This window comes from Lottiidibacillus patelloidae (genome assembly GCF_002262935.1).
GTDB classification, from domain to species: Bacteria; Bacillota; Bacilli; order Bacillales; family SA5d-4; genus Lottiidibacillus; species Lottiidibacillus patelloidae.
The window spans coordinates 59,029-72,664 of the sequence record NZ_NPIA01000003.1 but is presented as its reverse complement, the minus strand read 5'-3'; the positions used below and the strand labels follow the sequence as shown (position 1 = coordinate 72,664).

Genomic DNA, 13,636 nt, shown 5'->3' with positions numbered 1-13,636 from the left:
TTTTCTTTACATATTTAAATATTTTTTAAATTTCAGTAATTCATGGGTAGTAATTTGAGTATCATTCGGTTGTCTTTTATTCAAGTAATCGCTTTTCAAAATATCAAAAGTGTAGTCTTGTTGGTACTCATCTATATTATCTACAATTTCCTTAAGGGCAAGCACAATTTTGTTTACTTCATCAGTTGTCATAACCGGGTGAATTGATAAGCGTACCCAACCTGGTTTTTCTGCTAAATCACCACGATCTATTTTATCGGTTATTGACTTAGACGTTTCCTCGCTAATATGGAGCAAATAATGGCCATATGTCCCAGCACAAGAGCAACCGCCCCTTACTTGTATCCCATACCTATCATTTAGTAAGCGAACGACTAAATTATAATGAATATCTTCAATATAAAAAGAAATGATTCCAAGGCGATCTTTATTGTTTTCAGCTAATATATGTAATTTAGGTATTTCTAACAACTTCTCAAATAGGAAAGATAATATTTCCTTTTCTCTTTGCAAAATATTATTAATACCCATTTCTTCTTTTAGCATAATTGCTAAGGCAGTTTTTATCGTTTGTAAAAAACCTGGGGTACCACTATTTTCACGCGTTTCAATATCATCAATGTATCCTTTTCCACCCCAAGGGTTTGTCCAATGTACTGTACCTCCACCTGGATGGTCAGGGCTTTGGTTAGAATACAAAGCAGAATCGAAAATCAACACGCCTGAAGTGCCCGGTCCACCTAAAAATTTATGTGGGGAAAAGTAAATCCCATCTAATTTTTCCAGCGAATCTTCTGGGTGCATATTAATGTCTACATATGGAGCGGATGCAGCAAAATCCACAAAACAAATACCACCATGTTCATGCATTATTTTCGCTAATTGATGATATGGGGTTGTTATTCCAGTAACATTGGAACAAGCTGTAAACGAGCCAATCTTTACTTTACGTTTTTCATACTTTTTTAATTGAACTTTTAATTCTTCAAGGTTTACCAAGCCATTTTCCGTCGGTGGTATACATACGACTTCTCCAATCGTTTCTTGCCATGAAAGTTGGTTAGAATGATGTTCCATATGAGTAATAAATATGACAGGACGATCTTCCTCTTTTATAGACAATTGGTTTGCGAACTTTTCAGGTACTTTTAACCCTAAGATTCTCTGCAATTTATTGACAACTGACGTCATACCAGATCCGTCAGTTATGATAACATCCGAAGAATTCGCATTAACATGCTGTTTTATGTATTGTAACGATTGCTTGTACAATTTTGTCATTGTCGTACCTGTTACATTCGCCTCTGTATGAGTATTTGCAACAAATGGTCCGAGTTCATTTACTATATAATCTTCAATATCTTGATAAAGTCTTCCACTAGCTGTCCAATCAGCATAAATTAATTCTTTTTCACCAAATTGCGTTTTGAATTTAAGACTATTCCCTATAACTTTTGAACGAAATTGTTGAAAGTAAGCTTCTAGTTGCATTATTTTCTTCCTCCTAAAGATAAAGATACGTATACCTCTATGTATTCGATGGCTATTACCTTTTTCCTTTTTATAAGATACGAATTTCCAACAAAGTTCTAAAGAATGCCAAAAACTCATATTTTTTAATAGTGCTATTCATTTAGGAGGAAAATATGAAGTCCTTAATTGCTGTAGCTTCTTTAATGTCCATTATTATTTTAATGATATTTTTTAGCATTCCAAATCAATAAAGGGTGAGTTAATCCTCACCCTTCTCCTCATTATCTGTGACAATTTTCACTTGCTTTACTTGTTGTCCGTCCATTTTCAACACTTTAAATTTATAGTCATCGTATTCTGTTACAGTACCCTCTTTAATCTCATTGTTCATTGTCATTAATAATCCACCAATAGTATCTACATCTTTCTGCGGTAATTCTATTTGTAACATATCGTTTAGTTCGATTAATGATGCTTTCCCTTCAGCAATGATTGTATTTTCGTCAACCTGTCGGATGGTTGCTTGTTCATCAATATCAAATTCATCTCTAATTTCTCCAACGATTTCTTCTAAAATATCCTCTACAGTAACTAATCCTGCCGTACCACCATATTCATCAACTAATATAGCTAAATGCATATGCTCCTTTTGCATTTTTACTAAAAGTTCTTTCACTGGAATCGTTTCAATTACTTTCATTACTGGCCTCACATAATTAGACAGTGGCTTTAAATCACTACCAATAGCATCTTGAAATACTTCTTTAATATTTACTAAACCAATGATATTGTCTTTATCTTCAACTGCGATTGGATATCTTGTATACCGTTCATTTTGCATAATATTAATATTTTCTTCTATAGCATTTTCTTTAAATACACAGACCATTTCTGTTCTAGGAACCATAATATTTCGAGCAACTAAATTATCAAATGTGAAAATATTGTTTACAAACTTTAATTCTTCGTTATTTATTTCACCACTTTGAGCACTTTCAGATAAAATTAATCGCAGTTCCTCTTCTGTATGTGCATTTTCATGGTCAGAATGAACTTTCACTCCAAACATACGTAAAATAAAGGCAGCTGAGCCATTTAACAACCAAATAAATGGATATAACACTTTTGTAAATAATATTAATGGTTTGACTAAGAATAAACTTACTTGTTCAGCTTTTTGGATAGCTACCGTCTTAGGTGCTAGCTCTCCTAGGACAACATGTAAAAAGGTAATAAGTGCAAAAGCGATGGAAAAGGAAATAATATGATGTAAACTTTCTGGAAGGTGAATAATTTCTAAAAGTGGTTCAATCAAGACTTCAACAGTCGGCTCACCAAGCCACCCTAATCCTAAAGCAGTCATTGTTATTCCTAATTGACATGCAGATAAATATCCATCTAATTTATCGATTACTTTTAATACAGCATTGGCACTTCTATTTCCCTCAGCAGCTAATGCTTCAATCCTCGTTCTTCTTACTTTCACAATTGCAAACTCTGCAGCAACAAAGAAAGCAGTTAGTAATATTAATATAATGATTAGACCTATTTTTAGAATTATCAACGATAACACTCCATTCAAAAGAATACATTTGTAATTATGTAATATTGGTACCGCTAGAATAAATCTAACGGTACTTTATTATTCTGCCGGTCTGTTAGGTCCTTCTAATTTTTTATCTCCATATCCAGGAGCTTTCTCTTCAAGTGAATTCGTTCCCTTTTTTATATTGCTTTTATTTTTATTTTTCATCTGTTTTTCCTCCAGTCTTTGCATTTATACTACTTTCTACTTTATCATCCAAAGTTCCTTCCATGAACGATTCCGCAACTAAATCGTGTGTTTCTTCAATCCCCGAATTAGTTGTAATATTTTCTTGATTTCTATTTCCTTTTCTCGACATACCGTCACCTTCCTTTCTTGATTAGGTTACCCATTACAATTAGGATAAATGTCTATTTTTTCAATTATGGATAACGGTTTTTACATTTGCTACATAAGATACTTATGTGGACAATGGATTCCACAACAAGATCATTAAACAGGAGGTTATGTATAATGAGTCACAAATACACAGGCGGCTTCGCTTTAATTGTAGTTTTATTCATTCTATTAATTATTGTTGGTGCCGGCGGATACGTTTACTAAAATAATTTAGATATAATAAAAAGCCCTTTTTCATTATTGAAAAAGGGCTTTACTGATTATTGTGAATGTGAAATGTGCTTATGGAGTGGCACCACATTATCATGTTTTTTCTTTTGCTTCATTTCCATCTTATTATGAGCCGATAAATTCATTAAAATTCCCATAGCTAACATTAATGATAACAATGAAGAACCACCATAACTAATAAAAGGCAAGGTAACTCCAGTAATAGGAAGTAAACCTATTGCTACACCAATGTTAATAAATGTTTGTGTACCAATAAGGCTCGATATACCTATTGCCAATAAGCTTCCGAAAGTATCTTGGCAGCGAATCCCAATTAATAAACCACGAATTACAATGAAAAATAGTAATGAAAGAACCATAAAAACTCCAATCAAGCCAAATTCTTCACCAATAACAGCAATTATAAAATCCGTATGTGGTTCTGGTAAGTAGCCAAACTTTTGAATGCTTTCACCAAAGCCTTGACCAGTTACTCCACCTGTAGCAAAAGCTAAATAAGAATTAATTAACTGGTATCCATCATCAGAAGGGTCTTCAAACGGTTGGTATGCACCGTTTATTCGCGACTTTTGCTCATTGGTTGCAACAAAATTGAAAAAGATTCCTAATAATACCATACCAATAAGCGATAATATAGCTAAGTGTCTCAGTTTCATACCTGAACATAAAATTAAAATAAAGGAAGTAAAGGCAATTACCATTGACGTTCCGAAGTCAGGTTGTACAATAATTAAGCCTAAGATTACGGCAACGATAATAACTGGTGGTGCCACTCCCCGCGAAAAATTACCAATATATTTTTGTTTTTTCGAAAAAATTGTTGCTAAATAAATAATTACTGATAACTTCACAAGTTCGGATGGTTGGACAGTCATTCCAAAAACTGAAATCCATTGGGATGCATTGTTAGCGGTCGTCCCCTTAACAAGTACATAAATTAAAATTACAATACTACTTAAAATCGCTAATTTATTTAGTTTTCTATAAAAAGAATACGGAATAAAACATGCCACGATAAAAACGAGACTCGCTACAATAATTGAACGTAACTGCTTCGCATAAAAGAAATCTATTTGATAGTCATATATCATAACTGCCACAACTAAGCTTGCACTATAAACCATTACAAGCCCAAAAAGGAGTAACCATACTAAAACAATTAACATTGTATAATCAAAATTTTTCAATAGCGTCACAAAGCCTTTAGTACCTTTTGCTTCCAGGACATCATTATTATTTTGTTCCACATGATTCCCCCCTTTTTGTGTTCCTTTATATCATATTTTTTATATTACATTAGATACGAGATGAAAATTGTTGCCATTGTAAAATATACGGTTAACGAAAAAATATCATTTAGAGTAGTAATTAACGGTCCTGATGCAACAGCCGGATCTACATTAAATTTGTATAATATTAGCGGAATAATAGTTCCAGCTAACGTTCCTATAATTAATGTCATTAGTAATGATGATCCTACAACAATTCCTAATATTAAATTACCTTTCCAAATAAAGGCTATTAAAGCTATTAGAAGTCCACAAATAACCCCTATAATTAAACCAACATTTAGTTCGCGAATAATTAACTTTCGTATAGTATTTCCATCAATTTCATTAGAAACTAAGCCTCTCACGACCACCGCTAACGACTGAGTCCCAGTATTCCCCGTCATCCCAGCAATCATTGGCATAAAATAAGCTAAAGCAACTACTTTTTGTAATGTGCCTTCAAAATTACTTATAATACTACCTGAAATCACACCAATAAACAGTAGCAAAACTAGCCAAGGTAACCTTCTAAAGGATGCTGTTACTGCGTTAGTTTGGAAGTCGATTGTTTTCCCAGTCGCAGATAGTTTTTCAATATCTTCATTTGCCTCTTTAATAAATACATCAATGACATCATCAACTGTTATTATTCCAATTAATTTTCCAGCATCATCAACAACAGGAACAGAAATAAAGTCATACCTTTCAATGATGGTTGCTACTTCTTCTTGGTCAAGATCAGCTGGTACTGAAATGACACGAGTAAACATAATATCTTCTATTTTTTCTTCAATACTTGCCAAAAGTAAATCGCGATAAGAGACAACACCAACAAGTTTTTTTTGATCATTTAGTACATATAAATAATATAAATTTTCCGCCATTTCTGCGAAAACTTTCAATTTATCCACAGCATCTCTAACGGTATAGTTATCTCTAATCCAAACATACCTGTTCGTCATAATTCCACCAGCAGTTTCTGGTGGATAACTCATTAAATTTTTAACAGTCTGAGACTCGTCCTTCTCCATCGATTTAAGAAAAGGACGGGCACTATCCGTTGAAAGCTCATTTAACAAATCTGCAAGATCATCATTTTCCATGAGATTCATTACATTCGAAGATTTTTCAATTCCGAGCTTATGTAAGATATCGATTTGAAGCTCTGGTTCTAATTCTTGAATTAAGACCGCAATCTTTTTTTGATCCATAAATAATAAATACTTATGCCTATGCTTTTCAGGAAGACTTTTATAGATAACTGCAAGATCATAAGGTTGGAGTTCTTCAATTAAGTTTTTAAAATCGGTTTTTTTCTGCTCTTTTATATGTTTAATAATCAATACTAATAATTGATCTTCTGTCAAATACATAGCTATCACCTAATCCTAACGATCCTGTAATTTTAGTATACTGGTTAATTTAATGAAAATCATCAATAAACACATAATATTACATAGTTACTATGCAAACTAGTATTAACTTTTGTTTATTTTCTAATGTAAGTCATATATCAAATCTTACTATTACTTAAAAGATAAAATAAAAATACCGTAATCGGAATAATTCCTATTTACTTGGAGTATTTATGGCGATATAATATAAATCGTAATAATTACGAAAGAAGGCTATCGAAAATGAAATCAATTAAATTAAGTATCTCAATTTTATCCATTTTACTTATTATCTTACTATCAGCTTGTGGGGATCAAAGTAATAAAAACAATGAAAATCACTTGCAAATTTACACAACAATATTCGCTTTAGAAGAATTTATTAACTATATTGGTGGTGAATATGTTGATGTCATTAATTTAATACCGAATGGTGCAGACGCACATACGTTTGAACCTACTAGTAAACAAATGGTTTCAATTGCAAATGCAGATGCGTTTATATATGTAGGGATCGGCATGGAAGGGTTTATTGATCGTTTAAATCATACACTTGAAAATGAGGACGTTACTTTCATTAGAGTTAGTGATGGATTAGACTTAAAGAACTCCAATGAACATGATGAACATGATGAAAATAATGAACATGATGAACATGAAGAAAATAATGAGCATGATGAACATAATGAGCATGATGAACATGATGAACATGATGAACATAATGAGCATGATGAGCATGATGAACATGATGGACATGGTGGACACGATGGCGTTGATCCACATATATGGCTTGATCCACTATTAGCAATAGCTTTAGCAGATAATATTAAAGCAGCTCTGATTGAGTTACTGCCAGAACAGCGTCAGTATTTCGAAAATAACTATCGAGCATTACAAGTTGAGCTCACTAAACTTAATAATGAGTTTGTTGAAGTTGCTTCAAGTGCTAAACATAAATCTTTTATAGTATCTCACGGTGCGTATGGATACTGGGAAGAGAGATATGGACTTGAACAAAAAGCGATAACTGGTTTGTCTCCGGCACACGAGCCTTCTCAAAAACAGTTACAACAACTAGTAGATTATGCTCGAGAAAATAATTTACAGTATGTCTTGTTTGAACAAAACATTACTCCTAGGGTCGCTGAAATTTTACAAAAAGAAATAAATGCGAAACCTTTAACATTACACAATTTGTCAGTTCGAACAAATCAGGATAAAGAAGAGGACTATTTTTCTCTTATGCGAAAAAATATTCAAACAATGAAAAAGGCATTGAATTAATAGTAATAAACTATTGTAGAAATGAGAAAAAGGAGGTGTGAGCCTCCTTTTTTAATTTACAATGACACTCCATTTTTTATGGTCATGAATATCAAATTCTTTTTGTTCAACGTGAGTATTAATAGAATATACACCTTTGGATTTAAAACGATACGTTGCTACATACTCTCCAGCTTTCTTTTCAGATGCAGGTACAAATTCTACTTCTCCCGTGTCTTCATTAATAATTTCAAACTTTACATATCCACCTTCTAGGGCAGTACCATTCATTGACACATGGGACATAATCATAGCTTTTTCATTTTGTTTCGGTGAAATTTCCATATTATGAATAATTAAATTATTTTCCCCATGTCCATCATCGTGGCTGTGGCTGTTATGGAGTTCATTATTTTCAGTCAATCCAACATGGAAAACAATTTTATCCATGTGGTGAAAACCAGTATTATCATTAATATGATAAATTACATGATACTTACCTTCTTCTGCAAATGTAGTTTTTGCTTCATAAATACCTTTTGAAACCGAAGAAGCTTTAAGCATCTGATGTTCGTCTTCTTGTTGCCCATCTTTCCAAATTTCAAACTTGATAGAGTCTAAACCATTTATTTTTTCATCATCTTTTAAAACTATCGCTCTAAAAATAACTTCTTCAGAAATTTCAGGATTTTTTGGAGTAATTTCTACAGATACTGTAAGTGGTAATTCGGTACTATTACCGTGATCATTATGATGGTGCTCTCCATGACTTGAACAACTTGCCAAGGTTAATAAACTGGCAATTATTCCGAGTAGTACTAATTTTTTCATATATACACTTCCTTAGATAGTAAGTTTCATTATTTATTTTATCTAACATCAACCTATTAACAAGATGAATTCATGAACAACTCATGAACTTTTTCTGCTAAATTCCGGCACTTACTTAATGGCAAATCACCTTCAAATGAATGATCATATACTTTCTTTATTTCTACGCTTAACTTCTCTATGTTTAAACCTGAATGGACCAATTGGATTACATCAGCTGCTTCTGCGTCATTACTAAATTGCTCTGTTCTATATGGATCCCACTCATGAATAATCTTTAGTATTTTTTCATTTAACTGTCTCATGCGTTCTTCCCTCCATTTTATTGTCATGTTAGCACATATTTATACCAAAGTCGCATTACTATTGAATTTCTTTACTTATTAATAAAATACTTTATAATTTTAACTATAAGAAATATAGGAGGTTTTATTTTTGCCTAGTAACAAGGCCAATTTGCCATCTGTTAATGAGATAGCAGAAGCAATATATACAATTAATAGACATGCAAAAACTGCACCCAACCCTAAATACCTCTATTCACTTAAAAGAATGGCTATCGAAAAACTCATTAGTGAAAAAAAGGCCGAAAAAGTAGGTATTCAGCTTTCTCCTAACCCTAAATATAGCAAACAGCAATTGGATGTGTTGATTAAAATAGAAAATTATTACTTTCATATACCTCCTGCAAAAGCAAAACGGTATATTTAAAAACCCTAAAGTACGCATACCTTTAAAAAAAGCAACAAGTATATTGGAGCAATATGCGGGAAAGCCCACTCAATCACAAAGAAAGACAAATAACTTAGCTCGTAATAAGATTTTTTCAAATGAGCATTTATTTTTAGGAAAATAAGTAGTTCTTACATTGCACAAAATAAAGTAAAAAAGAAGAGGTGTAACCATGGATTTTGTTGGAGCAATAGATCGTGATTATTATCCAATCGCACTTTTGTCATTAGCCATCGCTGCATTAATGGCATTATTATTCATTAAAATATTTATAGCTGTATCGAAAAGTGAAGCAGCGAAAGCTGATGAATTATATAAAAAAATGCAGCATGAAAAAGAAAGTGACTCTAAAAATAAAATAAGTAATGAGTAAACTTCTTATTAGCTATTTATATTACCAAATAAAAAAAGAGCGCTATTGAACTTATCCACTTAAAATTTAGTGGTACTGTTCATTTTATACGCTCTTTTTAGCTTTTACTCATTAGGTACATGAATTGCATTTGGCCTAATCGGTACTTTAATTTTCTCAGTGAAATTGTATGGTCCTAATCCAATAACATCACCAATGCCATTAAACTTAACAAATTCATATCCAAATTCTTTGGCAGTAAATAAAATAGCATCAATTATCTCGATATTGTATGCCATTTCATTTAAATTAAACTTTTCATCAAAGGTAATGACTACAGAATTGCCAATCTCCTCAACATCTTTAACAAATCCAGCAGGAAGTATCGCCTTATAGTTTTTTTCAAGCTCCTGTATCGACATTTGGTTTAACATTTCCTCAAATGATAATCCTTCAAACGCAATTGGAACTAAGAAATGCTGCTTTGTGCTAGCTACTTCATATAAGTAGTAACCACTTTTATTTTCACTTTGTTTTAATTCATATATTTTACCTACGTTGTCTAATTCGATCCCAGCTTTTCCGTCTGTAGAGAATGTTGCTCTGTCAAATTCAGAATACTTTAAGAGTGCTTCAACAGTCGCATAAAACATCATTACGGAAGTAGATCCAGAAGCGAATTGGTGATTAGCATTTACATCAATATGAACCGTTTTACTATCTGTAGTCACTAATGTAAATCTCGCATCTTTTAATAGAAAATTTGAAAGACCATTGGGTATTTTAAAACCATTATTATTAAACGCATTATATAGGTTTGCATCGTTCATTAAGCTATCACGGTTATACAAATATGCCAGTGGAATCATTATCTCAGCTTGTTGATCAGGTACAGCAATTGTAACCAAATCCAGAGAGTGTCCAAAGTTTATTAAAGCACCAGGGTAAATACCACCATTTATTGATGAAATTACAACAGAATTATCTATCTTATCTACGATTGAAGTGTGCGAATTTATACCCATGTTGTTATTATCATTTCCATTAATTGACGGCAATGTATTTTGGCTATGAAAATTGCTAGTATCTTCAGTTGGCAAAGGTGCGTCTAAAATATTTTCACCCTGAAATGACGGAAGTAGTAAAAGGAAAATTATAGCAGCGGCACTCGTCGCAAGAGTAACATACCACTTTTTATGGTTAGTAGACTTTTTAGTAGGAAGGCGATGTTCAATATTCCTAAAAATCTCTTCTTTTGATCGAGTGTCCTTCATTTCAGGCATCTTTTTCAATTGTTGAATCAATTCCTCTTCCGACCAGTCTTTTTTATTCATTCATTCACTCCTCTTCGAAGCCAATCTTCCGTATTTAAGTCAAATAATTTCTTTAATCTTTTAATTGCTCGATGTTGTGTCGTCTTCACTTTACTTTCAGACCAATTTAATGTTTGTGCAGTTTCAGAAATTGATAAACCTTGTATATATCGCAATATAACAACCGTTTTTTGGTCAACAGTACAATTTTCCAAAGCCTGATATATCGCTTTCATCGTTTCGCTTTGCGTTAATAATTCTTCAGGAAGAGGTGCATCATCTTTAATAATAAATTGCTCATCATCAATTTCCGCTTGGAAAAAGCCCCTTTTCTTTCTTCTTTGTTGTTTTCTAAGCCAGTCTATTGCCACATGTCTTGCAATTGAATAAATCCAAGTTCGCTCACTGCTCTGTCCACGAAATCGATCGTATGAATCAAGTACTTTAATATATACTTCTTGCACTAAATCTTCTGCATGTTGTTTATCTTTGACCATATATACTAAGAAGCGGAAGATTTCTTGATGGAATTTTTCATAAAGTTCATTAAACTGTTCCTTCATCTTTAATGATTTCCTCCGTTCACATAATAGTCGAATTTAAGCTTGTCTTTGTTACACATTTTAAAAAAATATTTATTCCACGATACCTGTTTCAATAATCTGTACATTTACTTTTACATCGAATTTAATTTTTGGATAGATTTCATCATAAAACTTTTTTGAATCCCAGTTATATGTTTTACTTCGATATTTTTTTCCGAAGCCAATTGGGTCTACTTTTTCTTCTTGAAAACTTTTAATTAAAGCTATACTCTCTTCTTCTATTTCTTCTGCTAATTGTTTTTCAATTTTTTTTAATGTTTTTTTCATTTCCATGTTTAGTTTACCAGAATATTCATTTATCTGTCCTTTCATTTTAACATTAATTTTAAATTTTATAGTACCATCTTTCTTTTCCATAAAATAAGTAGTGCTGGAGTTTAAATTTTCAATTACAGCATATTCTTTTTCTTCCTCAGATCCATTTAATATCAATTCATATTTCCCACTTTTATATCCTTCTAACAATAACTTAAACATAAACCCCTTCTTAAGAGGAATAGACATACCAAATTTATCTTCATTAAAAATTGCAATATCAGTAACTTCAATGTGGCTTTCATTCTTTTGTATAATTGGCATAAATGGGTCCTGACCATCACTATAATAACGGTATAAAAATAGGTGTAAGCTTTGCGTTGGTAACGTTTCTTTGTCAATATTATGACGTATTAAATTTTGAATATAAGCTGCGACACTCTCTCGATCTGAATAGTCAGTCATTATTAGCTCTTTCATATCACCTTTTACTATCGCTAAATTCATTCTATTTCCAATCGATGGATCACGGTACAATGTGTCAACGATACTTATTAGTCCCTTTTTTGCTAGTTCTTCGCTATATAAAGCTACTCGCAATTGTCCAGCGACAATCGGCTTTTCTGTCATAGCGCTTATTTTTCGTCGTATACCTTTACTTGTGTTAGCAACTGCTTCGTACTTTTCAACGATTATTTCATTATCTGGACGATAATTTGGCACTACGAATATCCCTTTAATTTTTTCATCATCAGTTATATCGTAGGCGACTATTTGAATTAATCCTACTTCATCTAAAATCCTTTTTTCACTACAACTAGTTAAAAGAATAAGAGAAAGAAAAAAAGGGGCGAGTAATGATAACCTTTTTTTCATTTCCCATCCCTCCTTTTCATTCGCTTTTTGACCTTTTGGAAGATAAAAATAAATGGTATATAAGTTACCATCGTATAAAAGCCAATCTTTGCCATATAATCATTTAAATTATTCACACCAGCACGACTTGATAATAGATTAATGCTAATAAATATAATTACTAATATGATTGGCAGTGCGACATTTTGCTTAATAGAAAATACTCTATTTGCTCCATAACTCGTTACCCAAATAGTTATCAAAATATTTGCTAAAACAATAACAGCCCATAACGATACACCGATATATTCGAAACGCTCAACAAAAGGCATTTCCACAATTTTAAACAAGCTTAACGTTGCCCAAATTGTTCGATTTAATTGCTCCTCACTATAAAACGCAAAGGAAATTAATCCAATATAAATATAGAAAAACATCGTAAAACTAGCACCAGCATGTGCCCATCGTTGTGAGTTTTTTGCTTTTTTAATAAAAGGATAATACAAAAGCACTGCTTCAAAACCTAAATAGCTTAAAGTCATTGCTTTTGCCCCTCCAAGTATTTCTAATATTGAATGCTTCATAATTGGCATCATGTTTTGAAATTCTGAGAATTGAAGAGGGAATAAAAAGATAGGCATCATAAGAATGATTATGCCTACTGAAAAAGTTGCCATACCTCCAATTATCCGAAAACCTCCAGAAATAGTGTAGTAAACTAGCAATAAAAAAACGATAGAAAAAGCCCAAAGATTCATTCTCGGGAACATCCAAACTTGGATAATTTCTAAATACGTTCGAAATACAGTAATCGCGGCCATCAAAGCATATAACAGGATTAGGGTTGACAATATATCGCCAATCCACCTCCCAAATAGATTTCTGTGAATATAAATAATATCTCCGTTCCCACTTTTTAATACTGAATAAATCATATAAAGAATGAGATGGACGAAGAGGCCTGCAACGATTATCGAAATCCAGGCATCAAAACCAGCAGAAATTAATACAATCCGTTGAAAACCAAGAGCTGCTGTACCTAGTTGCCCAGCAATGATTAAAAACAATACGAAATAAGTAGACACTTTTTCATTTTCAGGAATGTTAGGCATCATT

14 protein-coding genes and 1 pseudogene are annotated in these 13,636 nt (G+C 32.3%); 4 read left to right on the top strand and 11 right to left on the bottom strand.

Features of this window, described 5'->3' with window-relative positions; all coding sequences use genetic code 11:
* Nucleotides 1-6: 6 nt before the first annotated feature.
* From CIB95_RS06830 to CIB95_RS16190, 3 genes are all read right to left on the bottom strand, one after another.
* A complete protein-coding gene (locus CIB95_RS06830) occupies nucleotides 7-1,491 on the bottom strand; it encodes an aminotransferase class V-fold PLP-dependent enzyme (RefSeq protein ID WP_094923606.1) in 1,485 nt (494 codons plus the stop codon).
* A 241-nt stretch (nucleotides 1,492-1,732) separates the two neighbouring features.
* Nucleotides 1,733-3,037 carry a hemolysin family protein gene (locus CIB95_RS06825; protein ID WP_094923604.1) on the bottom strand — a complete coding sequence of 435 codons (1,305 nt, stop codon included), beginning with the start codon at nucleotides 3,035-3,037 and terminating at the stop codon, nucleotides 1,733-1,735.
* Between the two features lie 178 nt (nucleotides 3,038-3,215).
* On the bottom strand, nucleotides 3,216-3,377 hold the full coding sequence (locus CIB95_RS16190) for a hypothetical protein (protein ID WP_158217577.1): 162 nt from the start codon (nucleotides 3,375-3,377) through the stop codon (nucleotides 3,216-3,218).
* Between the two features lie 155 nt (nucleotides 3,378-3,532).
* Here CIB95_RS16190 and CIB95_RS16040 point away from each other — a divergent pair, with 155 nt between their 5' ends.
* Nucleotides 3,533-3,622 (top strand): YjcZ family sporulation protein, encoded by a 90-nt coding sequence (locus tag CIB95_RS16040; protein ID WP_142296473.1) that lies wholly within the window; start codon nucleotides 3,533-3,535, stop codon nucleotides 3,620-3,622.
* 56 nt (nucleotides 3,623-3,678) lie between these two features.
* Here CIB95_RS16040 and ftsW read toward each other — a convergent pair whose 3' ends face one another.
* Nucleotides 3,679-4,896, bottom strand: coding sequence for a putative lipid II flippase FtsW (gene ftsW, locus CIB95_RS06815; protein ID WP_233143946.1), 1,218 nt, complete (start codon nucleotides 4,894-4,896; stop codon nucleotides 3,679-3,681).
* Nucleotides 4,897-4,940: 44 nt separating this feature from the next.
* A complete protein-coding gene (mgtE, locus tag CIB95_RS06810) occupies nucleotides 4,941-6,299 on the bottom strand; it encodes a magnesium transporter (RefSeq protein ID WP_198949175.1) in 1,359 nt (452 codons plus the stop codon).
* 258 nt (nucleotides 6,300-6,557) lie between these two features.
* Between mgtE and CIB95_RS06805 the strand changes: the two genes are divergently transcribed.
* Complete coding sequence (locus CIB95_RS06805; protein WP_094923598.1) at nucleotides 6,558-7,598, top strand: metal ABC transporter solute-binding protein, Zn/Mn family; 1,041 nt, start codon at nucleotides 6,558-6,560, stop codon at nucleotides 7,596-7,598.
* A gap of 51 nt (nucleotides 7,599-7,649) precedes the next feature.
* Here CIB95_RS06805 and CIB95_RS06800 read toward each other — a convergent pair whose 3' ends face one another.
* Both CIB95_RS06800 and CIB95_RS06795 read right to left on the bottom strand, forming a co-directional pair.
* Nucleotides 7,650-8,408 (bottom strand): FixH family protein, encoded by a 759-nt coding sequence (locus tag CIB95_RS06800; protein ID WP_094923596.1) that lies wholly within the window; start codon nucleotides 8,406-8,408, stop codon nucleotides 7,650-7,652.
* 56 nt (nucleotides 8,409-8,464) lie between these two features.
* Nucleotides 8,465-8,713, bottom strand: coding sequence for a DUF1871 family protein (locus tag CIB95_RS06795; RefSeq protein WP_158217576.1), 249 nt, complete (start codon nucleotides 8,711-8,713; stop codon nucleotides 8,465-8,467).
* Between the two features lie 130 nt (nucleotides 8,714-8,843).
* On the opposite strand from CIB95_RS06795, the pseudogene CIB95_RS06790 reads away from it, so the two are divergent.
* Nucleotides 8,844-9,264: pseudogene (locus tag CIB95_RS06790) on the top strand (YkyB family protein).
* A 48-nt stretch (nucleotides 9,265-9,312) separates the two neighbouring features.
* Nucleotides 9,313-9,513, top strand: coding sequence for a hypothetical protein (locus tag CIB95_RS06785; RefSeq protein WP_094923592.1), 201 nt, complete (start codon nucleotides 9,313-9,315; stop codon nucleotides 9,511-9,513).
* 104 nt (nucleotides 9,514-9,617) lie between these two features.
* On the opposite strand, the gene CIB95_RS06780 is transcribed toward CIB95_RS06785, so the two are convergent.
* The 4 genes from CIB95_RS06780 to CIB95_RS06765 all read right to left on the bottom strand — a co-directional run bounded on the left by CIB95_RS06780 (nucleotide 9,618) and on the right by CIB95_RS06765 (nucleotide 13,635).
* A complete protein-coding gene (locus tag CIB95_RS06780) occupies nucleotides 9,618-10,826 on the bottom strand; it encodes a hypothetical protein (RefSeq protein WP_094923590.1) in 1,209 nt (402 codons plus the stop codon).
* Nucleotides 10,823-11,368 carry an RNA polymerase sigma factor SigX gene (locus CIB95_RS06775; RefSeq protein ID WP_094923588.1) on the bottom strand — a complete coding sequence of 182 codons (546 nt, stop codon included), beginning with the start codon at nucleotides 11,366-11,368 and terminating at the stop codon, nucleotides 10,823-10,825. Before CIB95_RS06775 ends, CIB95_RS06780 begins: the two co-directional genes overlap by 4 nt.
* Before the next feature lie 72 nt (nucleotides 11,369-11,440).
* Entirely contained in the window at nucleotides 11,441-12,541 is a 1,101-nt protein-coding gene (locus CIB95_RS06770) for a Ger(x)C family spore germination protein (protein ID WP_094923586.1), read from the bottom strand.
* Nucleotides 12,538-13,635, bottom strand: coding sequence for a GerAB/ArcD/ProY family transporter (locus CIB95_RS06765; protein WP_094923584.1), 1,098 nt, complete (start codon nucleotides 13,633-13,635; stop codon nucleotides 12,538-12,540). The genes CIB95_RS06770 and CIB95_RS06765 overlap by 4 nt, the downstream gene beginning before the upstream one ends.
* Between the last annotated feature and the right edge of the window lies 1 nt (nucleotide 13,636).